Consider the following 25,358-nt stretch of genomic DNA (forward strand, 5'->3'; position numbering starts at 1 on the left):
CGGATCGCCATGTCGACCGCACGTCCTGCTCCGTTCCCGTCTTCACCGCGCCTGCTGACGTGCGTGCTGTGCCTGCTCAGTGCGTCGCTGGTGTTGTCGCCTCGACCGGCGCGCGCCGATGATCCCCGGTCCGGCGACGCGCCGGCCAACCCCGGGCCACGCGCGCAGCTCTCCGGCGCGGTGAAACCCGCCGACATCCGTCGCGCCGCTGCACGGGTGGCAGGCTGGCAACTCGCGCGGGTCGAACACCACGACAGCCTGGACTGGACCTTCGCCCCGCTCTACCTCGGCTTCCTCAGCGCCAGCGACCAGTTGCACGATGCGCGTTATGCGGACTACGTGCGCCGCGAAGGCGTACATTTCGCCTGGCGTCTCGGCCCGCGCGTGCACCACGCCGACGACCAGGCGGTGGCGCAGGCCTGGCTGGCGCTGTACGCGCGCGCGCCCGATCCCGCGATGATCAAGCCGCTGCGCGACCGCTACGACATGCAGATGCGCACGCCCGACGATCCGCGGCACCCGCTGTGGTGGTGGTGCGACGCGCTGTTCATGGCGCCGGCGACCTGGGCCGGCCTCGCCGACGCCACGCACGACAGGGCGTATCTCGACTACATGGATCGCCAGTGGTGGATCACCAGCGCGCTGCTGTACGACCCGGTGGAGCACCTCTACAGCCGCGATGCCTCCTACCTGCACAAGTACGAACGCAATGGGCAGAAGCTGTTCTGGAGCCGCGGCAACGGTTGGGTGATGGCCGGACTGGCGCGCGTGCTGACACTGATGCCCGCCGACTACCCGCAGCGCCCGCGCTACCTGCAGCAGTTCCGCGAAATGGCTGCGCGGCTGGCGCAACTGCAAGGCCACGACGGCCTGTGGCGCGCGGGCCTGCTCGATGCGGACGCCTACCCGCGCCCCGAAACCTCCGGCTCCGCCTTCATCGTCTATGCGCTGGCCTGGGGCGTGCACCACGGCGTGCTCGACGACGTCACCTATCGCCCGGTCATCGATCGCGGCTGGCGCGGGCTGGTGGGCGAGATCTACGCGGATGGCCGACTCGGCGACATCCAGCCGATCGGTGCCGCTCCCGGCGACTACCCGCCCGGCGCCAGCCACGTGTACGGCGTAGGCGTCTTCCTGCTCGCCGCCGGCGAAGTCGAAGCACTGAGCGGGAAGAAATCGCGATGAACGCACGCCACCGCCTTCCCGCCGCCCTGCTCACCCTCGCCTGCACGACCGCGCACGCCGCCGATGCACCGCGCTGGTGGTGCCCGCTGGCGACGCCATCGCCCGCCAGCGCAAACGATACCGTGGTGACCGATGCACTGGCGCACCTGCGCGACCAGCCGCACCCCATGGCCCACCTGCACACGCAAGGCCTGCTGCCGCACCAGGGCATCCACGACGCCAGCGACGCAGCCGAGCACGACTGGCCGCTGGCGCTGCGCGCCGCAGTGGCATGGCGCCTGCGCGGCAAACCGGAGCTGCTGCAGCAGGTGACGCGCTATCTCGACGCCTGGGCCACCACCTACCAGCCCGACTTCAATCCCATCGACGAGACCAACCTCGCCGACCTGTTCCAGGCCTGGGCGCTCACCCGCGATGCCCTGCCTGCTTCCACGCGCGACGCGATGGCCGCGCTGATCCGCCGCATCGCCGAAGGCTATCTCGCGCGACTGCAGGCCAAGACCGGTTCCACCTACATCAACGACATGAACAACTGGCAGAGCCATCGCATCAAGCTGCTCGCCACCAGCGCCGCCGCGCTGGGCGATCCGCAACTCGTCGCCGCCGCGCGCGAGCGGCTGATGATCCAGGTAGCCGCGAACATCCGCCCCGACGGCGGCACGGTGGACTTCGCGCAACGCGATGCCCTGCATTACGTCACCTATGACCTCGAACCACTGGTGCAGGCTGCGCTGGCGCTCTCACCCTACGGCAAGGACAACCTGCTCGAAGCGCGCTCGTCCACCGGCAGTTCCATCGCCGCCGCGCTGGACTGGCTGGCGCCCTATGCCGACGGCCGGCGCACGCACCAGGAATTCGTGCGCACCAGCGAGCCGTTCGACATCGAACGGCAGAGGGCCGGGCTGAAGGGCTACGGCGGCACGTGGGACCCGCGCAACAGCGCCGCGCTGTATGCGCAGGCGACGGTGCTGATACCGAAGTACCGAGCACTGGCCGGACGGCCGGGCGATGCACCGCCCGTGCTCCAGGTCTGCACGCCAACCCAGGAACACAAGTGATGAACCGCCTCGCACTCGCAGCACTCGTGCTCGCCACCGGTCTTGGCATGCCCGTGTGCCAAGCCAGCGAAACCACCACCGCATGGCACGACCAACGCTTCAATGCGGATGTCGGGGGTGTAGTGGGCCGTTCCGACATCGTGCTGAAGCATCCCAACCTGCGCGCCGACGAGGCCATGCCGCTGGGCAACGGACGCCTCGGGCTTGCCGTGTGGTCGGAAGCCGGCCTGACCCTGCAGCTCAACCGCGCGGACACCTTGCCGGGCCGCCTGTCGCCGGGCCAGGTGGTGCTGACCGGCCTCAAGCGCCTGGCCGAAGCGCCCGACTATGCGGGCCGGCTCGACCTCCATGACGGCGAATTCCGCGAAAGCGGCGCGGGCATGCATGCCACGGTCTACGTGCAACCCGACACCGATGTCGCCGTGATCGAAGTGCGCGGCGCCGATCCGAACACACGGCAATCGGTGCTGCTGCACCTGTGGCAACCGCGCAAGCCGCAGGCCGTCGCGCAGCATGGCGTCGCTGCGCTCGCCGAAACGTGGAAGGACATCGGCGAAGCCGGCGCGTCCGGGCAGACCTTCGGTTCGCTGGCCGCAGTCACGGCGCACGCCCGCGACGTGCGCGTGCAGGCACAAGGGCCGCAGGCGGTGGAACTGTCGTTCAAGCCCGATGCGGACGGCTCGTTCCGCGTGCTGGTCGCCGCACCGGAGTGGAAAGGCGGCGATGCCACGCAGCGCGCGCGGCAACTGCTCGCCGACGCCGGCAGGATTCCCGTCAGCGCGCATCGCGACTGGTGGCACGCGTTCTGGCAGCGCGCCGGCCTGATGAAACTCGGCTCCGCCGACGGCAGCGCCGAGTACATGGAAAACCTGCGTGCCATCGACCTGTACGCCACCGCCGCCGAAAGCCGCGGCCCGCTGCCCGGTTCGCAGGCCGGCATCGCCGACCTGTTCTCGCCGTTGCGTGACACACACCAGTGGGCGCCGTCCGCGTACTGGCACTGGAACCTGCGCATGCAAGTGGCCGCTAACCTCGGCGCGGGCCTGTATCGCCTGAACGAACCCTACTTCAACCTCTATCGCAGCAACCTCAGCAACATCGAGGCTTGGACCCGCGCGCAGATGGACGGCCGCCCCGGCGCCTGCGTGCCGGAAACCATGCGCTTCAACGGCGACGGCTACGAGGACGAAAGCTGGCTGAAGCAGCCCGGCCTCAACTGCAGCGCGAAGTCCGAGCCGTATTACAACGCGCGCACGCTGTCGACCGGCGCCGAAGTGTCGCTGTGGATCTGGCAGCAATACCTCACCACGCAGGACCACGCCTTCCTCGTCGCCAACTACCCGGTGATGGCCGCCTCGGCGCGCTTCCTGCTCGCCTACGCCAGGCCGGCCACGGACGGACTGCTGCACACCGCACCATCCAATGCGCACGAAACGCAGTGGGATGTGCGCGACCCCACCACCGACGTCGCGGCGATGAGGGCACTGTTCCCCGCCGTCATCGCCGCTGCGCACGCCCTGCATACCGACGCCGCACTGGTCGCCCGGCTGCAGCAGGCACTGCCGAAGCTTCCGCCGTTTCCGCTGGAACACACCGGCGATCGCGCCGTGATCGGCCTGTCGTCCGATCCGGGCGCGCGTATCAACAACAGCGAAAACATCGGCCTCGAACCCGTCTGGCCCTACGGCCTGATCGGCGACGGCGGGACACTGCACGCGACCGCCGTGCGCACCTACCTGCAGCGGCCGAACAAGCTCGAGGACGACTGGAGCCTTGACCCCATCGATGCCGCGCGGCTGGGGCTGGCCGACGAGATGAAGACGGCGCTCGTCCAGCTCACCGGGAAATACCAGCAGTACCCGTCCGGTTTCGCCCATTTCGTAGGGTCAGAGTTCTATGTGGAGCAGGCCGGCGTGGTCGCGGCGGCGCTGCAGGAGGGGCTGGTGCAGGACTACGATGGCCTGATCCGCATCGCTCCCGCATGGCCGAAGGGCTGGAATGCCGACGCCACCGTTTACATCCGCTCGCGCAGCAAGGTCGACCTGCAGGTACACGACGGCGTGCCGGGCACGGTGGTGATCGAGGCCGGCGCCGACGGCGACATGGCGGTGCGCAATCCGTGGCCCGGCAATGCCGCGGAAGTCGTCGTGTCCGCCAGCAGCCAGCGCGTGGCCGAAGCGAACGGCCAAGGCGTGCTTCGCTTCCGCGCACAGGCCGGCAAGGCCTACCTGGTCCAACGCGCCGACCAGCCCCATGCGAAGCTTCCGTTCGCCGCCATCGACGGGACCGCCGCCGGCAAACCGAAAGCGCTGGGTACGCGGCATATCGGCCTGCCCTGACGCGGTGCCCACGCTTCAATCGTGCAGGTTGATGTCGCCACGAATCGGCGCGGCGCGCGTGCGATGGAAATCCAGCACCAGGATCTCGTTGGCGCCCTTTCGCCACCAAGGCGCGGGGCAATACAACCGCTGCTGCGGGCCCAGGTTCCAGTAGCGCCCGAGCAGGTGGCCGTTGACCCACAGGTATCCCTTGTGCCACGCGCTCATGTCCATGTAGGCATCGGCATCGGTTTCGCGCGTTACTTCGGCACGGAAGAACAGGCCAGGTCGATCGGGAGCGGACGGCGCAGGCGCATTGCGCAGGCGCTGCAGCAGCGCGTCGTCCACCGGCAGGCTGTACACGTCCCAGTCCAGCAGCGTCTGCCCATCCAGCAGCGCGTTGCCCAGCAGCCCCTTGCGGTCGCCGCGCTGCTGCGCAAAGCCGATGTGGCCGAAGCTGTCGATCAGCACGTCGAGCAGTCGCTCCTGCCCGTCCAGCGCGAACTTACCCGTTGTATGCAAGCCGGGTTTGACGATGCGCGAGACGTAGTCCACGTAGTTGCCGCCCGCGAACACCGTGGCGTAGTCATGCACGCCATCGAGCTGCAGCCGCTTGCCACGCACGCGCTTGCGATAGAGCACCATGCCCTGGTTCTGGCCGAACAGTTCCTCGTTGGAGCGCGGCTCGTGCACCTTCCGCGGCGATGGCAGCAGATCCCACAGCGAGGCCACCGGCTGCGCCAGCACCGGATCGAAGCCCGCGATGGGCGGCGTCGCCGGCACTTCGGGCGGGCTGCGTTGCTGGTGTTGTGCGAGCAATGCGCGGAAACGGTGATATGCCGGCGTGGGCGCGCCGTGCTCGTTGATCGGCGCGGCGTAGTCGTAGCTCGTCGTCACCGACGAGAAATCGCTGCCGTCCATGCGCGAGCCGCCGCTGGAGGTGAGACCGAAGTTGGTGCCGCCATGCACCACGTAGAGGTTGAACGAGCGACCGGTGGCCAGCAGCTGCTTCAGCGTCGGCTCGAAAGTATCCTGCTGGAAACCAGGATCGCCCCAGTCGGACAGCCAGCCCGGGTAGCCCTCGCCCATCCACACCGGGTGGTCGCCGGCGATCGCCTGCGCCGCGTCGAAATCGGTGTCGCCGTCCAGGCCCAGCGCCACACCCGGCAGGTAAGTGTGCGTGGACTGGATCTGGCTGAGCCCGTCGGAAATCGAGAACGGGCCCTCGATACCACGCTCCAGCCACAGCTGGCGCAACGCTTCGAGGTAGCCGAGGTCGTGGCCGTACGAGGCGTATTCGTTCTCGATCTGCAGCATCAGGATCGGCCCGCCGTTCGCCACCAGCAGCGGCGCGATGCGCGGCGCGACGTGGTCGAAGTAGCGGCGCACCGCGGCCATGTAGCGCGTATCGTCCCTGGTACGCACGACGATGGTGGGATCGCGCAGCAGGTACGGCGGCAGGCCGCCGAAATCCCATTCGGCGGCGACGAAGGGACCTGGGCGCAGGTACACCCACATGCCCTCCTCCGCGCACAGGTGGATGAAGCGCACGAAGTCGCGCGCGCCGCCGGTCATGTCGAACACCCCGGGCTCGGACTCATAGGCGTTCCACATCAGGTACAGGCTGACGGTGTTGAGGCCCATCGCCTTCGCCATGCGGATGCGTTGCCGCCAGTACACGGGCGGGATGCGGACCGGGTGCATCTCGCCGCTCATGATCTGGAATGGTTTTCCGTCGAGCAGGAACTGCCGCTTGCCGAAGCTGAAGCGGTGCGGCTTGCCGTCGTTCGGCCGCGGCGCGTGTTCGTCGTGCGCGGGAAGCGCATCGGCACGCAGGCGGAAATCCGCGGCCAGCGTGCCGGCCACGCCCAGCGCGCCGAGTTTCAGGAAGTGCCTGCGTTGCATCGGCGTTTCTCCTACTGCTTCGGACAAGCCGGCGGCACGCGGATGGGCAAGCCTGGCCGGGGATGACCGATCCGCGCGCCGGCCGCGCGTTGTATGGCCAGCGCCGCCGCAGGCAAGGTCTTCAGGCCGGTGAAGTTGGGCGACCACAGCTTGGTGGGGCCGGGGTTGTGCGGCTTGCCCGCGGTATCGGTCCAGTTGCCGACGATGCGCAGGTGGCCGCTCCACGATGCCCAGGCGCTCACCCACGAGCCCAGCACCACATTGTGCTCAACATCAAAGTACGTGCTGTGCTCGTCGAGGTAGATGCCATTGCCTTCGCCGCTGTGGCGCATGTCGATGGCGTTGCGCAGCACGCATGAAGTGTCGGGGGTCGACTGCGCCTGCGTGTAGATCGCGCCGCCGTCGGCCAGCTGCAACATCACCCGCTCGATGCGGTTCGCCACAATGTGGATGGCCGACTCCACCGGCGCGTCGCCCTCGTAGTCCCAGCCCCAGCCCACCGAGATGCCGCTGTACGGCAGGTCGCTGAGGGTGTTGTGCGCGATCTCCAGGCCGTTCACGAAGCCGGCCATGATCGCCACATTGTCGCGGTAGGCCAGCGCGACATGGTCGATGCGGTTGTCGGCGACCACGACGTCGGAGGTCTTGCCGGCCGGATCGGCGGGGTGCCCTTCCGTATCGCCGACGAACACCGCACCGCCGCCGAGGTCGGTGAAGCGCGAGTTCGTCACCGCTGCACCGTGTGTGCCGCCCGCCAGGGCGATGCCCGCTGCCGCGAGCTGCCGGAAGCTGTCGCGGTCGAACACGATGTCGCGTCCCGCTTCCACGTCGACAGCGCGGCCTGTGCGCGTCATGCCTTCGCCGTTGTCGGGCAGCGCGGTGCGGCTGTTGCCATCCACCAGGTAGCCGGCCTGCAGGGACACGTAGCCATCGCCGGACTTCGGCTTGCGCCATTCAGTGCCGGCGAAGGTGATGCCGCTGAACACCAGGTCGTGCACTGGCGCCTTGAGGGTGCCTTTCAACACAAGGAGCTGTTCAAGTACGGGCAGCTCGATGGACGGCGCGCGCGTGGCTTCCTCGGGCGATGGCCGATAGCTAAGCACGCGCTGCACCGCGTCCACCGTATAGCTGCCGGACGTGGAAGGGTCGCCGGCAAGGTTCTCGAACCAGTCCACGCCGGCGTAGTACTTGCCCACGGGACTGGCCACCGACCAGCCGTTCTTCGCGGAGTCCAGCGTGACGTTGTGCCAGCACGGCTGTGCCAGATCGACGCGGCCCCTCCCCAGTGCGACCACGCGGCAACGGAAGTCGCGCCAGCGTTCGTGCATCACCGCCAGCGAGCTCACCTGCAATGCGTGCAGGATCGCCGGCGGCACGTTCGACAGGCCCTTGGCATCCACCACACAGTGCGGGCAAGCTGCGGTACGTGCCGGCCAGCGGCGCCGGTCGTCGACATAGACGCTCGACGGAGCATCTCCCGCCGGCAATGCAAAACGCCACAAGGCGCCCTCGCGCGTGCCCTGCAAAAGTCGGGCACCGGACAGTACTGGGTGCGCCCCTGGCGCCGCCTGCCAGCGCACGGGGCGGCCTTTCGCGCCGCTGTCCGCCGCGTCGAACTGCAGCGGTTGCTGCAGTCGATAGGTGCCGTCCTGCAATTGCACGGTGATGTCGTCATGGCCCTGGATGCGCAACGCGCGAACCTTCGCCTGCGCTGCCTGCAGCGTGCAAGGCGACGATGCCTCGCATGCACCATTGGCCGAACCGGCCGGCGCGACGTGCAAGGTTTCCGCACGGCATGCGAGGGGCAGCAGAACCATGCACAGCCATGCCGTCAGCACAAACCGGCCATGCGAAGCCCAGCTCCCACCGTGGAAGCTGTCGGGGGTGAGAATCCGGATTTGCCGTGGTGCACTGCTCCGGCCGGACCCGCTCCCGGCTGGATTCGCGCCCTCCATGGCGCGCACCCCTTTCGGGGCCGGCCTCGCCGTTCCGCAGGCGCTCCTGCGCCTGCAGGTCGCCACCCTCTCCCGCAGGGAGAGGGATTCACTCGTCAGCGGTCGCACAGGCAGCATGTGCTTCTCCGGATGCATCGGGCATTCCTCATTTCAGCGACGGGATCGCGGCATGAATCACGGCTTGCAGGCTCCGAGTCGTTGCGCCACGTCGGAGGCCAGTTGCCACGGATCACCCTGCGGTGTGGTCGGCTCGGTTGTGCGCGAGACCGTCCACGCGTGCTCCATCGCGTACCAGTCGATCTTCGCCGGCGGCTTGCGCGTCGCCAGTGACTGTTCCAGCGACGCGAAGAAGCGCCGCCAGCGCGGCGCGTACAGGCCGCTCACCAGGCCGGCCAGCTCGCGGTTGGCATAGTCGTGCAAGCCGCCTTCGTCGGCGCCCTGGCGCCCGCCCCAGGTAGTGATGAGCGTGCGCTGGTCGTATTCGAACTGCGCCGCTTCGGCATCGTCGGCCGCTGCCGCCTGCGCTGGCGCGAGCCAGTTGCCGAGCAGGAAATCCGGATCGCTGGCGAGCAGGCGATCGAGCAGCGCCATGTCGTCCAGCCATTCGCTGTCGAGTGCATGCAGACGCGCGGCGTCCTTCGCACCGTAGGCTGCCTCGATCCGTGGCAGCAATGCGCGGGCGCGGTTGGCCAGCGTCTGCCGCGCCACGTCCACCACGTCGTGGCGATAGGCGCTGGTGGCGCGCAGCGCGGGCGCCACCTGCAGCAGTTCGCAGATGGCCCGGCCGAAATGCCCGGCGTCGTAGCGCATCGCCCTGGGCGACCAGGTCGCCGCCGTGGATGCGTCTTCCGAAGGCCGCGCCTCGAACAGGCTGTCCTGCGGCTCCGAGTCGCCGTCCGACGGCATGGCGTAGGCGGTTTCGCCGAGGATGCGCCACGCGGCTTCGGCATGCGCGTCGGCGCCGCCGTAGCGGTAATCGGCATAGGTCTTGAACCACGCGGTTTCGTCCTTCGGCACCGGCTCCCACGCCAGCGCGGTGAACAGGGCGAACGCCGCCGGGTCGATGCCGCTGCCCTCGGGCATCCAGGCGATGCCGTGCAGCGTGCTGCCCGGCTTGTCGCGCCACGCCGCGAAGCGCCTGAGCCACACGCCGGCATTCGCGCCCAGCGTGCTGTGGCCGCCGAAGTTGGGGATGCTGCCGAAGGCATACGGCGTGCCGTGCCAGTCCTTCTCGCGGTCCAGCCCGTCGTAGCGGTCCGACAGGCCGTCGACGACCAGCAGTTGCCGGCGGTCCACCGCATCGAGCACCGCCGGCAACGGGTTGTGCTGCCAGCCCAGCAGCACCCAGCGCGCACCCGGATGCGCGGCCTGCAACGCGGCCATCACGCCGCGCGCGGCGCCAGCCACCGCCACGTTGCCGGCGCGGCCGCCTTCGTGCAGCAGGTCCATCTTGTACATCGTGCTGTCGCCGAACAGCGCACGCTGCCGACGGTAGAAATCCGCCGCGACCTTGGCATAGAGCGGATCACGCGGATCAAGCCAGTCCGGCCGCGTGAAGCCCGCCCACATGCCCTGCGGCACCACGTTCGCGCCAGGATGCTTCGCCGCGAAACCCGGCGGCACGGTGCCAAACCAGCCGGGGAACACCGGCGTGATGCCCAGCTCGCGCAGGCGTGCCACGATCTTCCGCGCCACCGCCACGCGACGCGCGTACTGCCGCGGCGACAGCGGCGCGTCGAAGCCGGACATGTTCTGCAGCAGCCACCACGGCTGGTGCGCGGTGGCGGGAATCCACGCGCGCATCACCGCGTCGGTGTAGCCAAAATCCTGGAAGGTGCGGCGGTATACCTCCTCGGTGCCGACCGTCATGAGTACTTCGTTGATGCCATGCAAGGCGAGCAGGTCGATCTTGTGCTCCCACGCCGGCCACGCCAGGTAGGCGTTGGAATAGCCGTCGTCGGTATCGTTCAGCGCGTAGCGATCCGGCACGGCAGCACGATGTTCGATGGGCGACGACGGCGCCGGTAGCGTGGCCGGCAAGCGGGAAAGGCTGTCGCCAGGCCAACCGATGGACACGTGCGCCGCTTGCTCCAGATACGTTTCCACGCCGGTGAGGATGACCGCCGGCGAGGTGCCCGCCACCACGATGTGCCCCCGCGTGCCGCTGATGCGGAAGCGATCCGCGCCCTGCCCGCGATCCAGCGCGACCAGGGCGAACTGCGCCTGTTGCTTCGGCAGCAGGCGCAGCAAGGCCGCGCGTGCCGGCGCGGTGTCGAAGGCCGGTTGCGCCGGCGTGGCGGCAAAGGCCGCGGGCATTCCGGCACATGCCAGCAGCAGGCATGCCAGCAGTCGTTGCAGGGGGCGTTTCATATCGCGTTCCTCGCAATCACGTCGCGGTAGAACCGCGAGCTGAGTTTCGGCGTGCGCTTCTGCGTGGCGAAATCCACCCAGGTGATGCCGAAGCGCTCGGAATAGCCGCGGCTCCATTCGAAGTTGTCCAGCAGGCTCCACAGGAAATAGCCGCGTACCGGCGCGCCGTCCGCGATGCCGCGTTGCAGCTCGCCGAGGTACTGCCGCAGGAACATCACGCGGTCGATGTCCAGCACGCGCCCCTCGGCGTCCGGCGCCGCCGTGCTGGAGGTACCGTTCTCGGTGATGTAGATGGCGCCGATGCCCAGTGCTTCCGCCATCAGCTTCGGCCCCCAGTACAGGGCATCCGGCGCGAACTGGATCCAGCTGCTTTGCATGCGCGGGTACGATGCAGGGAACGGCACCGCCTCGTAGCCGCGCTCGTTGTCGGCGGCGATGTAGTAATTGCCCGTGTAGATGTTGAGGCCCTGGAAATCGGTCTTGCTGCCGATGATGCGCATTTCTTCGGCCGTGAACTTCGGCGCGGCCGCGCCCAATGTCTCGAGGTACAGGTCGGTGTAGCGGCCAGTGTGCATGGCGGTGAGGTAGCCGGCGTTCTCCTCCACCGCGGCCTTGCGCGCGGCGGCCACGTGCTCGGGGGCATCGAAGGCTGGCATGGGTGCGTCGATGCCTTCGGCCGAACCCACCCTGGTCTTCGCGTTGGTGGCTGTGCGTATCGCCTGCACGGCCAAGCCATGGCCCAGCAAGGCATGGTGCCGCGCCTGCTGCAGTGCCTGCCCTTTCAGCCCCAGCCCCGGCGCCATCGCAGTGCTGCCGTAGCCGTTGCCGATGAAGGTGCTGATCTCGTTCATGGTCATGAAATGGCTCACGCGACCATCGAGCTGACCGGCCATGTAGCCGGCGTAATCGGCGAAGGCCTTGGCGGTATCGCGGTTCTGCCAGCCGCCCTTGCGTTGCAGCGCCTCGGGCAGATCCCAGTGATAGAGCGTGCAATACGGCTCGATGCCGGCCGCGTGCAGCGCATCGACCAGCCGCTTGTAGTAATCCACGCCCTTGGCATCCGGGCGGCCCGCGCCATCGGGAAAGATGCGCGGCCAGGCCACCGAGAACCGATACGCGCCCACGCCAAGCGCGTGCATCAGGGCGATGTCCTCGGGATAGCGGTGGTAGTCGTCGTCGGCCACGTCGGCGTTGCTGCCATCGACGACTTTGCCCGGCGTGTGCGCATACACGTCCCAGATCGACTCGCCCCGCCCATCCGCTCCGGTCGCCCCCTCCACCTGATAGGCCGCGGTGGCGGTACCCCACACGAAGCCCCTGGGGAAGGCACGCTTCGCCGCGTTGCCTTGCGCGTCCGTGGCTGCGACTGTTGCCGCGCGCGTTTTCGCCGCCAGCGGCATGGCGCATGCCGCCGCGAGGCCGCCGATGGCCTTGGTGAATTGCCGGCGTGTCAGGATGGGATTCATGCGTGGGCCTCTGCGTTTATTTGGTCTTGCGCGCCAGCGTGAAGGCGTCGATCAGCTTGCCTTGGCTGTCCGTCACCCGGACCTTGAGTTCGGTGCCGGTGGCTTCCACCCAGGCCACCTGGTCCTGCCCGACGACGAGGATGGGGAAGTCGTTGCCCTGCTCGCCGGGCTTGATGTGCTTGAAATAGTGCAAGTGGCCGGCGATGAAGAGATCCACGTGCGCCTGGTTGGCCAGTCGCGCCCACTTCGCGTTGTCGCCGCCGGTCCAGCCCCAGTCCGGCTGGTGGCGGAACACCACGGTGAACGGTGCGCTGCACGTGCGCGCGTCGGACAATGCCGCGCCAAAGCGGACCAGGCCTTCGCGGCGGTAATCGCGCAGGTCGTTGAGGCCGGCATAGACGTTGGTGTCGTCGGGCTTGTCCTCGCCCGTGTCCACCACGATCAGGTGCAGCGGGCCGTCGTCGCGCACGTAGTCGTAGCGGCCGCCCTGCTCATGCAGGTATAGGCCGAGCTGCCGCGCGAACGGGCCGCGGTATTCGTGGTTGCCGCGCACGTACAGCAGCGGTGTGCTGCCGCCGAGACCCTCCGCAGCGGGCGAAAGGAAGACGTCCTTGAACTGCTGTTCGCTCGCCGCCCAGTTCACCGTGTCGCCCAGGTGCGCCACGAAATCCTCGGGCGTCTTGCCGATCTCGCCGAGCAGCGTGTGGATGCGCGGCACCTTCTCGTGCGTGTCGGTGATCACCGCGAAGCGCGCGCTCGTATGTGCCGGATCGAGCGTGGTGAAGCGCGGGGTCGCACCTTGCACGGTGTTGCCCCGCTCGGGCCGGTAGGGCTTGACCGCCACCACGCGGCGCGCGGCCACCTGGTACCGGTAGGTATGGCCCGGTTCGAGGCCGCCGATCACCACACGGTGGAAAGTGCCGACGTCGAGCAGGCCGTCGTGTCCGGCCACCGCCGCGTGGTCCAGCCCGTGTTCGCCATAGCGCACGGTGCCGTCGCTGTCGCTGTCGGTCATCCACTCCACCACCACCGAAGTGCCGGACACATCGAGCAGCAGCGGTGGCATGGTGATTGCCGGGGTGCTGTTCCACACCTTGCAAGGCGCATCCGCATCGTCATCGTGGAAGGGCTGGGCCTGCTTGGTGGCGGCCAGTGCGGGCAACGCCAGCAGCAGGCCGGCCAGGGCCTGGCCGAAACGCGGCCGGCGGGATGGCCTGGGCGAACATGCACGGGACACCGGCCTTCATCCTCCGTGCGAGGGCACGGCCGGATGCACCAGCGGCGCAAGCTCCACGGCTTCGATGGTGGCCGGCAGGCGGTCACCCTTGTGGAATGGCGCGACGGGCGTCAGCTCGACCTGCATTGCATACGGGAAGGCGCGCGGGTCGCGGCTCACGCGCACGCTGGCGGTGCCCTCGCCTGCCGGCAACGCCAGCCGATGGGGATGGCCATCCACCCAGACATCCAGTGGCGCCGGCGCATGCGCGCCGCGGCAATGCACGATCAGCACGTAATCGCCCGCACCGGCCTGCGCATGCCAGCGCAGCTTGTAGAGGGTGGACGGATCGTCGTAGCCGTAGCCGTTGTAGTTGAGGAAGTGCTCGGCCTGCGCCGCCGCGAGATCCACGCGGCCGTCCGCGCCCGGCGCCACGGCATCGGGCCGCACGTGGAGGGTGCCGTCGAGCGGAATCGCCAGCACCGGCATGTAGCCCGCCTTGCCCAGGCCGCCCACCTTCACGCTCGCGCCCGACACACCGGCCGTGACGCTGCCGACACTCGCCTGCGCATCGCCCAGCACATGTGCCTGCCCGAAGCGGGTATCGACCACGCCGGGAAGATGCAGCACGCCGTCCGCCGGCGGCTTCTCCACGAACAGGTACAGCGTGTGGGCACCCAGCGTGGCGTAGCCGAAATCCAGCTTCTTGAACGGCGAAGCATGCGTGCCGTAGACCGCCTCGCCGCGCGGCTTGAGCCATGCGCCGATGCCACGCAGCACGCCTGCCTCGTAAGGCACCACCGAGCCATCGCCTTCCGGGCCGATGTTGAGGATGTAGTTGCCGCCGGCGCTCACCACACGCACCAGCCGCGCGATGTTCTCGCGCACCTTGCCCTGCAGGTCGTCGCGCACCTGCCAGGAACGGTAGCCCCAGGTTTCGGGGAACATCGACGCGGGCGATTGCCAGGGCTCTTCCATGCCCTCGCCCGGCTCGCTGTTGTCGCCCATCACGCTGAAATCGCCCTGGTGGTTCCACACGCGGCCGGACACCATCGCCTGCGGCTGCAGCTCGTGCACAGTGCGGGCGAAGCGCGCGCTCTGCGCCGGCGTGGGCTTGCCCATGTCGAACCACACTTCGCTGATAGTGCCGTAATGGCTCATCAGCTCGCGGATCTGCGCCACGTTGAAGTCGGCCTGCGCGGGCGTGATCGGGTTGTCGTTGTCGGGCCGGTACTGGCCGTGCATCCAGTGCCAGTCGATGGTGGAGTAATACACGCCGAACGGCATGTGCGCCCGCGCGCAGGCGTCGGCCAGCTCCTTCACCACGTCGCGCCCGTACGGCGTGGCATCGACGATGTCGTACCTGTCCTGCGCGGTGTGGAACATCGCGAAACCGTCGTGGTGCTTGGCGGTGAGCACGATGAACTTCATGCCCGCGGCTTTCGCCAGCGCCACGATGGCATCCGGATCGAACTTCTCCGGGTCGAAGCGCGTGGCCAATGCTTCGTACTGGCCGATCGGCACCGGCGCGAAGGACTGGATCTGCTCGCTGTAGCCCTGCGTGATGCGCTTGCCGTGCCATACGCCGCCCAGCATCGAATACAGGCCGAAGTGGATGAACAGGCCGAACTTGCGTGCCTGCCAGGCCTGCACGGTGGCCGCGTCCGGACGCGGGCCCGCCAGGGGCAACGGCTGATCGGTGACGGCTCCAGGCGCCGCCGGCAAGGTCGCCGGAAGCAGGCAGGCCAGCACCAGGGCGGTTCGCACGACGATGTTCATTCGCCCTCCCTTCCCCATGGTCGCGCTCATGCCAGCCGCAGCCACGCGGCGCTGCCCTTCGGCACCGTGATGCGGCAGGCGCCACCGGCATCGGCGGACACATGGCCATCCGCCGCGAAGCTCACGTCGCGACGGCTGTCCAGCGACGGCGCGCGCAGGCGCAGCAGTTCGCCCTTCGCACCGTGCGGCAAACCGCCCAGCGCGACCGTGACATCGTGCTGCGCATCCTTGTTGATCAGCGCGACGAGTACGGCATCGCCCTGCTTCGCCGCATGGGCGGCGAGATTGACGCCACCCGCATCGAGCCGGCCCGGCAGCATCCGCGCGCCGGCGAAGCGCTGCGCCAGCGCGATACCGTGGAACAGCGGGCGCGGCTGATAACCCAGCGCGCGGTTGCCGGCGATGGCGGAATAGCGCGAAGCCTGCGCATCGCGCTGCGCCACGATGTCGCCGCCCGTGGCCACCTTCGCCACGCGCCCCAGCGAGCTCTCCACCGAATGCAGCGTGCCACCGTGGAAATGCATGCCCGCCACGCCGCGCTGCGCCAGTGCCAGCATGAAATCCGCGCCCCACAGTGCGGAGGCGAACACGTTGCTGGTGCCGTCGCGACCGCCGTTGTAGTAGGAGTTGCCTTCCGAGATGCGGAACGGCAACGCGTACTGGTCCGCCACCTGCATGATCTGCTCGACCTCGCGGAAGAAACCCGGGTCGCCGGCGAGCAGGTCCGGGATCGAGCCGTTCTCCGCCGCCTCGCGGTAGTAGTGCCGGCTGAGGAACACGTTCTCCCCGGCGTGGCGCCTGGCGTATTCGATCACCCAGTCGGTGTTCGCGCCGGTGTCCGGCCCGGCGATGGGCAGGCCGGCGGCGCGCAACGCCTTGGCATACGGCGTCCACGCCGCGTCGAAGGCGGCGTAATCGTGCTCGTAGTTGTTCGCCTCGTTGCCGATCTGGATCGCCAGCAGCTGGTCGCCCACCAGGCGCTGCACGGCCTGCGCCAGGTCCAGCGCCATTTCCGGCGAGCCGATGCGCAGGTTCACGCCGAACACCAGCTTCCAGCCGGTGGCGCGCACGAAGCCGGCCAGCGCCTGCAGGCCTTCCGGCTGCAACACGTGCGGCTGCAGCAGCCTGCCGTGCCGGCGCGGGACATAGGCGGGCATCCTGCCCCGGTAGCCGCCCCATACGGTGTCGTCGCTGGTGTTGCCGCCGATGCGGAGCACGCCGTGCGGGTTCATCTCGCGGAACAGGCGCACCAGGCCGCGGTTGTCCGCGGCGAAGAAGGTGGGGTCGGAGAGTTCCAGCGTTTCGTAGCTGAGGCTGGCGAGGCTGGGGTCGACGCGCCGGCCGGGACGGCCCAAGTCCAGCGCGTAGCTGGCTTGCCCCGCGGGTGCGTCCGCGCCCCAGGCCAGGCCATCGCAGACGGCGGCCAGCGGCAGCAAGGCGGCCGCCTTGAGCAAGTTGCGGCGTGACTTGTTCACCATGATCTGCGCACCCCTCTCTGTGCCTTGGTTGAAAGCGGCCGCAACCGCGCGCCACACCTGCCTTCCCGGGACCGATGCCATCGCAGGCGATGCGATGGGTGACTACCCGACCGTATAGCGATCCGCATCGATGCGCCAGCCATTCACGGAACCGCGATGCGCCGGATTTCCGTGGGCGGCGCATCGCCATGCCGGATGAAACACCGTCATTCCGGCGCCAGCTCCAGCGTCAGCACCTCGAACGGCGCCAGCGTGATCGTGCTTGCGTGGTCGGCATCCAGCGTCTTCGGCACGTCCGCGCCGCCGTTCTTCCACACGTCGTGCACGCTGAAGCGGCGCGCCACGCCCGGCGGCAACTGCAACTGGCGCTGCAGGTCGACCACCGCGAGCTGCGGCTTGTCGTCGGGGTTGCGGAAGGTGACGATGGCCTTCTTCGGCGACCAGGCGGCCCAGCCATAGACGTCCAGGCGACCGGGGTCGCCACCGATCCAGTGGCTGTCGCGCAGCACGCCGGCGTTGGCGCGCGACCACTTCGCGGCGTCCGCCAGCGTGTCCCAGTCCTGCGGCGTGAGCAGCGAGGGCGTGATGTACATCTCCTGCAGCTCGGTACCGGTGGCGAAGTAGGAGCGCACCTCGTTGGCGAAATCGTGGCCCGGGTCGGTGTTGAGGCGCGGGTTCTTCTGCGCGTAGATGATGCCGTGGAGCATCAGCGAGTCGATCGGGAACAGCGGGCCCTTCAGCACGATGTTCTGGTAGGTCTGCTGGTCGCGGTAGGTGATCCACTTTTCGCGCATCGTGCCCACGCCGGTGTACCAGTCGTCCTCGCCGTCGCGCCAGATGGTGTCGGCGTAGCGCAGCCAGAACGGCGAGGCCCAGGTGCCGGTGGTGAGGTTGATGAAGGTGTCCGGCTTGTCCCTGCGGATGTCGCCGATCAGCTGGATCGCCGCGGCGAAATCGCTGTCGAAGCGGCTGCCGGGGAACACGCTGCTGACGTTGCCGGTGCCGTCGAACTTGAACTGGTTGATGCCCTGCTTGTCGAGCATGTCCATCACGACCTGATGGAAGCGCTGGTAGTACTTCGGGCCGGACAGCGCGAAGCCGTCGTCGATGATCTCGTAGCCGACCGCCTTGCCGTTCCTGAGGCGCTCGTCGTGGGGCTTGCCGTAGCCGCCCCACGGCGACAGCCAGATGCCCGGCGCGGCGCCGTATTTCGCGGCGGCCTCGCGCAGCGGCACGAAGCCGTGCGGGAAATCCTTGCTGAAGTTCCAGCTGCCGCTGCGGTCGTCCCAGCCGTCGTCGAACAGGAAGGAGTCGAGCTTCACACCGCGCTTGACATGCAGCTCCTCGCCGAAGGTATTGATGCGGTCCAGCGCCTCCGCCTCGGTGTACGGCGTGAAGTAGCCGATGTCGTACCAGGAGTTGTAGTGCAGGAAGGTACGGTAAGGATGCGCGCGCTCGCGCTCGACGTAGCTGTTGAAGTCGCGGCGCAGCTGGCCGTCGCGCACCACGCCGACCACCGCGGAGTAATCCACCGTCTTGCCCTTTTCCAGCGGCAGCGTGCGCGACAATGTCAACCTCGCTTCGCGGTGGTACGCCGTGCTGTCGGACAGCGGGTTCTCGAAGCCGAGGTAGACGTCGCCGTCGACGATGGGCGAACCGTTCACCGTGCCCACCACCTCGGGGGCCTCCGCCTTCGACTGCAGCAGCGACACCTTGGCGATCTTCTCGTCCTGCTTCAGCGCGGTGATGGCCACTTCCTCGCGCAGGTAGGGCGAGCCGTCGCGCTGCACGAGTCTCCAGTCGATGCGGAAGCGGCCGTCCGCATCGCCGAAGCTGGCCTCCACCGCTTTGCCGGGAACGCGCGAGGAATAGCGCGAAGCCTGCGCGTCCACCGGCAACGCGACCACCTTCGGCGACGACAGCAGATTCATGTCGGATGCCTTGATCGTGCCGCCGTCGGCCATCGCCAGCGCGAACGGCGCAGGCACCTCGAACGTGCGGTTGTGCACGCGATCCGTCACCGTCATGCCGACGAGGTGCCTGCCGTCCAGCTTCCACTTCGCCTCGATCGCGGCGTTGCCGAAGCTCGCCGTTCCCTGCTTGTCGACAAACGCCGCAACGCCGGGCTCGAGCACCAGTTTGCCGGTGGCGACGCTGTCCTCGGCATGCGCCGCGCCGAAACCCGCCAGCACCGCCAGCAGGCAGGACGCCAGCACGCTCATGCGCGACGAACGAAGGGGATGCGGATGCGGTACTGCCATGGTTGCCTCTCGTGTTGATCGGTTGGCATCGACCGGCTGGCGCGTGGACAGATCCGGCGGTGTCACTTGAAGCAGAGCGCCGCCCGGCATCGCCGGGCGGCGGGGGTTGTTGCACGCGTGCTAGTAGTCGTAGGTGACGCCGAGCCGCACGTAGCGCGGCTGTTGCAGTACCAGCGGCGTGCCGTAGAGCGGGTTCGACGTGCCGCCGCTGTTGCCGTTGTAATCGGGCGCCAGGTTGAGCGGCGCCTGGCCATTGAAGACGTTGAACACGTCCACGCTCAGGGACAGCCTGTGGTCGGCGAACGCCGGGCGATAGTGGATGCCCAGGTCAAGCTCCTTCATCCACGGCAGGCGTCCGGTTGCCCCCGGCGGCGACGGCAGGCCGTTGCACCAGTGGTAGTTGGAACCGTAACCGTCCGGATCGGTCATGCCCGGCCCGTAGTAGCCAAGGCAGTACTTCGGCCCACCCGAAGTCAGGTTGAGGTTGGCCGAAACCATCCACTCGGGCGTGATCGCGTAGTAACCGTAGGCCTTGATCACGTTCGTGTGGTCGTTGCCCTGCGGACCGTTGGCGTAGACCATCAGCTCCGGGAAATCCCAGTCCTCGTTCTGCGTGCCGCCGGTGGCGCGGATGTCGGACTGGCCCTGGCCTTCGCTGTTGCCGTAGCTGCGCGAGAAGGTGTAGCTGATCCTGCCGTACCACTTGCCGTCGAACGGGTGCTCCAGGAAGGTCTCCAGGCCGTAGTACCGGCGCACCGCATGCGGGAAATGCATGTCGGCGCTGGACATCGTCACGCTGTGGAAGGCTCCGCCCGGATCCTGTACCGCGAAGGTGTTGGCCACGCCCGGGTTGACGTAGTAGCAGGTGTCAGTGTTGACGTCGGTGATGCCCTCCGAGGCCGCCTTGTTCACCAGCGCCCCGACGTCGCACCAGTCGTCGATCACGTGCCGCAGGATGCGCCGGGTGATCTTGGCGCCATACACCCAGTTCGGGCCGGCGGTCTTCTGGAAGCCGAGCATGAACTCGTCCTGGTCCATGGCCTTGAGGCTGGTCGCCGTCATGGTGCGCGGGTCGGGCGTCTGGCCGTAGGCGCCGTTCGCCGACACCGGCGCCGACATCTGCGTCAGCCCGGTCGGCGTGCCGTCCGGCGCGATGCCGCTGTACGTGTAGAACTGCGAGGTGGCCACGTAGCCGTTGGCGGGATCGCCCGGGGCGATCGGCGAGCCGAGGTAGTAGCGCCCGGCATTGCCGAACACCTTGAAGCTGCTGTCGCCGAACACGTCCCAGCTGAAGCCCAGGCGCGGCGCCCATTGCGGCTTGGTCTGCCGCATGTAGGCCAGGGCACTGGCATTGGAGTTGGTGAAGCCGTCGTCGCGCAGGCCGATGGAGAGCAACAGGCGGTCATTGACCTGCCACTGGTCCTCGATGTACTCGGCGTTTTCGGTGGAGAACAGGTTGCCGCCCTGGTTGAAGATGTACTTGTAGGCGTAGTAGCCGCTTGCCCCGTTGGGATAACTGGCGGGAGCGCCCACCCCGAGATTGGGGAAAAGCGGCGCATTCGGGGTGGCCGTATAGCCGTAGATCCACTGGTAGCCCGGGCCGGAGGTCAACTCGTCCTGGTCCCTGGCCGCCGTGCGCAGGTTGTCGATGCCCGCGGTGATCGTGTGGTCGCCCAGGGAATACGTCAGCGCGACCCGCAGGTTGGTCGTCACGAAGTTCTGGCCCGGGTTGGTGATCTCGGTGACGGTCTGGTTGTTGGTGATCGGGTTGCCGCCGTTCAGCGCCGGATTCTGGTACGTGTAGCCGCCGATGTAGGTCTCGCCCGGGTCGTAGGCGGGATTCTCGCTGTAGCTGCGCGTCTTCATGCTGCCGTACATGGCGGTCAGGGTCAGTTTGTCCGTGATGTAGCTGGTGAATTTCGCCAGCCACAGGTCGCCGCCGTGCTTGGTGTTGTTGGCGTAGGACTTGAAGCTGGAGTCGTTCAGCGTGTTGTAGTCGTAGTTGTAGACGGTGCCGGTGTCTTCGCTCTTCTCCGACGCACCCGTCAGTTCGAGCAGGTTGTTGTCGGTGATGTTCCAGTTCACCTTGGCGTACCACTTGGGCAGCTTGTTCTTGTAGTGCGAATCGGTGCCGGACTCGACGCTGTTGACCGTGTTGCCCTGCGTGTTGGTCATTTCCGCCGAGGCGAAGAAGAACAGCTTGTCCTTGATGATCGGACCGCCGACGTAGAGGTCGTACACCGACGACCAGTAGTCGTTCCTGCTGCTGGGCTGGTACAGCCGGCCCGCCACCGGCGACGGCGGCAGGCCGTTTGCGTAGTAGACGTTGTCCTGGCTGCCCACCATCGACGACGGCTCGTAGAGGAACTGTCCGCCGAAGTGCCATTCGTTGGTGCCGCTCTTGCCGATCATGTTCAGCACGCCGCCGTCGCTGCGGCCGTACTGCGCGCTGTAGCCGCCGGTGTAGACCTCTTCCTGGTCGATGGAGCCGTACGGCAGGGTGATGCCGCCTTCGGAGATGTTGGGGTCGGTGGTGTTGAAGCCGTTGAGGTAGTACGCGTTCTCCGTGGCCGACGAGCCACCGAAGCTGATCAGCGACTCGCCAGTCGTGCTCTTCGCGCCACCGGCGCCGATGTTCGTCGCCGGCGCCAGCAATGCCACCGCTTCCGCGGTGTGCCCCAGCGGCAGCTTCGCCAGCTGGTCGGCGGTGAGCACCGTGCGCGAGTCCACCGAGCTGACGTCGATCGGCGGCAACGCGTTGGCCGTCACGCTCACGCCCGACAGCTGTTTCGCGTTCGCCGCGCTGCCTGCAGCGGCTCCCTCGCTGAACGAGACCTCCGCGCCGACGCCCACCTTCAGCAGCACGTCGGCGCGCTGCTGGATGACCTGGCCATCGCGCATCAGGCTCACCGTGTACGTGCCGATGGGCAACTGGTTGGCGTTGTAGCGGCCCTGGCTGTCGATGCCGACGGTGCGCGTCAGGCCCGAGCCGTTGCTGACCGTCACGCTTTCGCCCGCCTGCACCGGCACGTGGCCGAAAATGCTGCTGGTGGTGGACTGGCCATAGGCGGCCGTGGACGCCAGCAACAGGCCCAGCGTGGTGGCCAGGCTGGTCTGTCGCAGCGCAATGCTTCTGCTGGAATTCATGATGCCCCTCGGAACGAGTGAACCGCTTATGGATATCCGCGAGCGAAGCACCCCCGCAGCTCACGGACAGTTCGGACGCCGATGGCTCATCCTCATCGGCAAGCTGACGGACTCCGCCGCTGTGTCAGCGCTTCCATTCCCGCACCCGCACCCGGCCGAGCAATGCCTCGACCTGGTCCGGACGCACGTAACCGGTTTCCACATCCATCGCGTTGGCGGCACCGCAGGCCACCGCCAGCCGCAAGGCCTCGCGCAGCGGCTCGCCGCGGCGGAGCGCCACGGCCATGCCCGCCAGGAAGCAGTCGCCCGAGCCCACGGTGTTGCGCACCTGTTCCAGCTCGACCGCCGCATGCCACGTGCCGCTGTCGTCCATGCCCAGCGCGCCCTGCGCGCCCAGGCTCAGCACCGGCATCGCCACGCCGCGCGCATGCAGCTCGCGCAGCGCGGCGACGGCGGCGTCGAGATCGCCGACCGTGCGGCCGAACAGCGCCTCGGCCTCGTCGCGGTTCGGCTTCAGCAGGAACGGCTGCGCCGCCACCGCCTGCCGCAGCACTTCGCCGCTGGCATCGACCAGGCAGCGTTTGCCCGCCGCGCGCACCTGTTGCGTCAGCGCGGCATAGGTGTCGGCCGGCAGGCCGCGCGGCAGGCTGCCGGACAGCACCACCAGCTCGCTTTCCGCCAGCGCGAGACGGAACGCGCGGAACAACGCCGCGCGGTCGCATTCGCCGAGTTGCGGCCCCTGCCCCAGCACTTCGGTGATCTGGCCGTCCGCGTCCTGCAATGCGATGCAGTGACGCAACGGCGCATCGATCTCGACGCCGTGGAACAGCACGCCGCGCTCGCTCATGCGCCGCGCGGTGAGGTTGCGGTGCGCCGCGTCGATCAGGCCGATCAGTTGCACCGGCTCGCCCAGCGCGGCGACGGTCTGCGCCACGTGCAGGCCCTTGCCGCCCGGCAACACCTGCTCGTGCAGCGTGCGGTTGACCTCACCCAGACACAGCGTGTCCACCCGCATCAGGTGGTCGATCGCGGTGTTGAAGCCGGCGACGGCGATCACGCCGCGCTCCCCAGCAGGGCATGCGCCTCGGCCGCGTCGGCCTGCCGTGCGGTGCCGCCCACGCCGCGCGTGGAGAGCGCGCCGCAGGCATTGCCCCAGCGCATGGCCTCGGCCAGCGGCAGGCCGCGCAGCCAGGCATGCAGGAAGCCGGCGTCGAAGGAATCGCCGGCGCCGGTGCTGTCCACCGCGTCCACCGCGAAGGCCGGCGACTCAAGCAGGCCGCCCGCGCCGTCCAGCGTGGCGCAGCCGTGCCGGCTGCGCTTCACCACGGTGCGCGTGCGGCCGTTGTCCAGCGCGCGCAAGCCGTCCAGCGGCGATTCGCAGCCGCTGATCCCGGCAAGTTCCACGTCGTTGGGCAGGAACAGGTCGACCTCGGAAAGCAGGCAGGGCCATTCGTTGCCCCAGCGCTGTTCGGGGTCGAAGCCCGGATCGAGCGAGGTGCTCAGGCCCAGCGCGCTGGCCCGTGCGAACAGCGACTTGAGCTCCGGACGCAGGGCACTCTGCAGGTAGTAGGAGGACACGTGCAGGTGGTCGGCCGTGGCCAGCAGTGCATCGTCGATGTCCGATGCGCGCAGCGCGCCGATCGCGCCGGCGAAGGTGACCAGTGCGCGGTCGCTGCTGGTGGAGAACGAGGCGGTAATGCCGGTGCGCAGGCCGGGGTCGCGCCGCACCGCCGCGACGTCGATGCCGGCGCCCTGCAGCGCCGATACGCAGAAACCGCCCCAGCCGTCCACGCCCACCTTGCCGGCGAAGGCCACCGGGTTGCCCAGCCGGGCCAGCCCCATCGCGCAGATCATCGAGGAGCTGCCCGGCACGACCATGGCGTCCTCGGCCAGCACCTCGCGCCCCGGTGCGGGGAACGCCTGGCAGTCCCGGAACACCAGGTCGACGTTGAGCTCGCCGGCGACGAGGATGCGTTTCACGCCGTGCCTCCCGTGTGCAGTGCGAAGGACTCGACCACGCGGGTGAGCACGCCCTGCGCCGGCGCATCCGGCTTGCCGCCCAGCGCCAGGCAGCGGAAAAACGCCAGCGTCTGGCCCACCACCACGTCGGCCAGCAGCGGCAGCGCATCGTCGCCGGCCTGCAGGCCCTGCAGATCCACCGCCACGTCCTGCGCGCCGATCACGTCTTCGGCGATGCCCTCCCCCACCAGCACGCGCACCCGGCCCAGCTGCTTGCGGGTGAGTTCGCGCAGCAGGTCGTATTCGTAGGCGCGCACCGCCGGATCGGGCGACAAAAAGGCCACCACCAGGGTGTTTTCGTCGAGGCTCGACATCGGGCCGTGGCGCAGGCCGAGGAAGGTTTCGGCCATCGTGTGCACGCGGCCGCCGGTCATCTCCAGCATCTTCAGCGCGGCCTCGCGCGCGGCGCCCAGCGCGCCACCGCTGCCGAGGAACACCACTTGGTCGAAGCTGCCGTAGGCGACCGCCGCCAGCGCATCGGCCTGGGTGTCGAACACGTGTTGCACGCAGCCGGCGAGGCGCCGCACGCCGTCCGCCCAGTTGGCTTCGTTGGCGTGTCCGCCCAGCCCGCTGCCGGCCAGCACCAGGTTGGTGAAGCTGCTGGTCATCACCAGGCTGCGGTCGTTGGTGCGCTCGTCCAGCACCAGTGTGGCGTAGCGCGATTCGCCGCGGTACTGCGTGGCCAGCTTGCCGTTCGCGTTGCAGGTGATGGCGAGATGGCGCCAGTCCGGTGCGTGTGCCAGCAGCCGATCCACCACGCCGGCGCTTTCCGGGCTGTCGCCCGAGCGCGCGATCGAGACCAGCAGGCCGCCGCCCGGTGGCAGCGCGCTGCGCCAGTGCGTGAGCAGGGTGCCCGCGGCAATCGCCTGCACCGGCACACCCAGCGCCTGCTGCAGATCCGGGGCGATGCATTCGCCGGCATAGATCGAACTGCCCGAGCCGGTCAGCACCACCTGGGCGGGGCGCGGCGTCAACGCGGCCTGCAGTTGCGCCTGCACCGATGGTTCGCGCAGCAGCGCGGCCGTGGCCTGCCAGGTCGCCGGCTGCTGCAGGATCTCGCGCAAGGTGTCGGCATAGCCGAGCTTGCGCTGCACCGCTGGCACGGCCGCCGCGAGAGCGGCAAAACCGTCGAATTCTTTCGTTTTGTTTCCAAGTATTGACATTTGGCATGTTTCGTTCGAATGTGAAGCCATTCGCCCAC

General features: G+C 68.4%; 15 protein-coding genes. 3 read left to right on the forward strand and 12 right to left on the reverse strand.

Going from position 1 to position 25,358, the window contains the following annotated elements; all coding sequences use genetic code 11:
• Nucleotides 1-9 precede the first annotated feature (9 nt).
• The 3 genes from ABQJ56_RS06185 to ABQJ56_RS06195 are packed head-to-tail and all read left to right on the forward strand — an operon-like array spanning nucleotide 10 to nucleotide 4,582.
• Entirely contained in the window at nucleotides 10-1,185 is a 1,176-nt protein-coding gene (locus ABQJ56_RS06185) for a glycoside hydrolase family 88/105 protein (protein ID WP_367844120.1), read from the forward strand.
• Nucleotides 1,182-2,243: an alginate lyase family protein gene (locus ABQJ56_RS06190; RefSeq protein ID WP_367844121.1), complete on the forward strand. Its 1,062-nt coding sequence runs from the start codon at nucleotides 1,182-1,184 to the stop codon at nucleotides 2,241-2,243. Before ABQJ56_RS06185 ends, ABQJ56_RS06190 begins: the two co-directional genes overlap by 4 nt.
• Nucleotides 2,243-4,582, forward strand: a complete 2,340-nt coding sequence (locus ABQJ56_RS06195) for a glycosyl hydrolase family 95 catalytic domain-containing protein (protein WP_367844122.1) — start codon at nucleotides 2,243-2,245, stop codon at nucleotides 4,580-4,582. The genes ABQJ56_RS06190 and ABQJ56_RS06195 overlap by 1 nt, the downstream gene beginning before the upstream one ends.
• A 15-nt stretch (nucleotides 4,583-4,597) precedes the next feature.
• On the opposite strand, the gene ABQJ56_RS06200 is transcribed toward ABQJ56_RS06195, so the two are convergent.
• From ABQJ56_RS06200 to ABQJ56_RS06255, 12 genes are all read right to left on the reverse strand, one after another.
• Nucleotides 4,598-6,466, reverse strand: coding sequence for a beta-galactosidase (locus ABQJ56_RS06200; protein ID WP_367844123.1), 1,869 nt, complete (start codon nucleotides 6,464-6,466; stop codon nucleotides 4,598-4,600).
• 11 nt (nucleotides 6,467-6,477) lie between these two features.
• The gene (locus ABQJ56_RS06205; RefSeq protein WP_367844124.1) at nucleotides 6,478-8,283 is read right to left on the reverse strand and encodes a right-handed parallel beta-helix repeat-containing protein; all 1,806 of its coding nucleotides are present in this window, start codon (nucleotides 8,281-8,283) and stop codon (nucleotides 6,478-6,480) included.
• Nucleotides 8,284-8,595: 312 nt separating this feature from the next.
• Nucleotides 8,596-10,791 (reverse strand): alpha-N-acetylglucosaminidase, encoded by a 2,196-nt coding sequence (locus ABQJ56_RS06210; RefSeq protein WP_367844125.1) that lies wholly within the window; start codon nucleotides 10,789-10,791, stop codon nucleotides 8,596-8,598.
• Complete coding sequence (locus ABQJ56_RS06215; RefSeq protein WP_367844126.1) at nucleotides 10,788-12,257, reverse strand: GH1 family beta-glucosidase; 1,470 nt, start codon at nucleotides 12,255-12,257, stop codon at nucleotides 10,788-10,790. Before ABQJ56_RS06215 ends, ABQJ56_RS06210 begins: the two co-directional genes overlap by 4 nt.
• A 16-nt stretch (nucleotides 12,258-12,273) precedes the next feature.
• Nucleotides 12,274-13,494, reverse strand: coding sequence for a purple acid phosphatase family protein (locus ABQJ56_RS06220; RefSeq protein WP_367844127.1), 1,221 nt, complete (start codon nucleotides 13,492-13,494; stop codon nucleotides 12,274-12,276).
• A 6-nt stretch (nucleotides 13,495-13,500) separates the two neighbouring features.
• Nucleotides 13,501-15,252 (reverse strand): alpha-L-fucosidase, encoded by a 1,752-nt coding sequence (locus ABQJ56_RS06225; RefSeq protein WP_367844128.1) that lies wholly within the window; start codon nucleotides 15,250-15,252, stop codon nucleotides 13,501-13,503.
• 26 nt (nucleotides 15,253-15,278) lie between these two features.
• A complete protein-coding gene (locus tag ABQJ56_RS06230; RefSeq protein ID WP_367844129.1) occupies nucleotides 15,279-16,727 on the reverse strand; it encodes a glycosyl hydrolase family 79 C-terminal domain-containing protein in 1,449 nt (482 codons plus the stop codon).
• Between the two features lie 209 nt (nucleotides 16,728-16,936).
• Nucleotides 16,937-18,991, reverse strand: a complete 2,055-nt coding sequence (locus ABQJ56_RS06235) for an alpha-galactosidase (protein WP_367844130.1) — start codon at nucleotides 18,989-18,991, stop codon at nucleotides 16,937-16,939.
• 120 nt (nucleotides 18,992-19,111) lie between these two features.
• Nucleotides 19,112-22,138 (reverse strand): TonB-dependent receptor, encoded by a 3,027-nt coding sequence (locus ABQJ56_RS06240; RefSeq protein ID WP_367844131.1) that lies wholly within the window; start codon nucleotides 22,136-22,138, stop codon nucleotides 19,112-19,114.
• Between the two features lie 124 nt (nucleotides 22,139-22,262).
• Nucleotides 22,263-23,195 carry a 1-phosphofructokinase family hexose kinase gene (locus ABQJ56_RS06245; protein WP_367844132.1) on the reverse strand — a complete coding sequence of 311 codons (933 nt, stop codon included), beginning with the start codon at nucleotides 23,193-23,195 and terminating at the stop codon, nucleotides 22,263-22,265.
• The gene (locus ABQJ56_RS06250; protein ID WP_367844133.1) at nucleotides 23,192-24,118 is read right to left on the reverse strand and encodes a carbohydrate kinase family protein; all 927 of its coding nucleotides are present in this window, start codon (nucleotides 24,116-24,118) and stop codon (nucleotides 23,192-23,194) included. Before ABQJ56_RS06250 ends, ABQJ56_RS06245 begins: the two co-directional genes overlap by 4 nt.
• The gene (locus ABQJ56_RS06255) at nucleotides 24,115-25,251 is read right to left on the reverse strand and encodes an SIS domain-containing protein (protein ID WP_367844134.1); all 1,137 of its coding nucleotides are present in this window, start codon (nucleotides 25,249-25,251) and stop codon (nucleotides 24,115-24,117) included. Before ABQJ56_RS06255 ends, ABQJ56_RS06250 begins: the two co-directional genes overlap by 4 nt.
• Nucleotides 25,252-25,358: the final 107 nt, after the last annotated feature.

The sequence above is a fragment of the Rhodanobacter geophilus genome (genome assembly GCF_040812275.1).
Taxonomy (GTDB): Bacteria; Pseudomonadota; Gammaproteobacteria; order Xanthomonadales; family Rhodanobacteraceae; genus Rhodanobacter_A; species Rhodanobacter_A geophilus.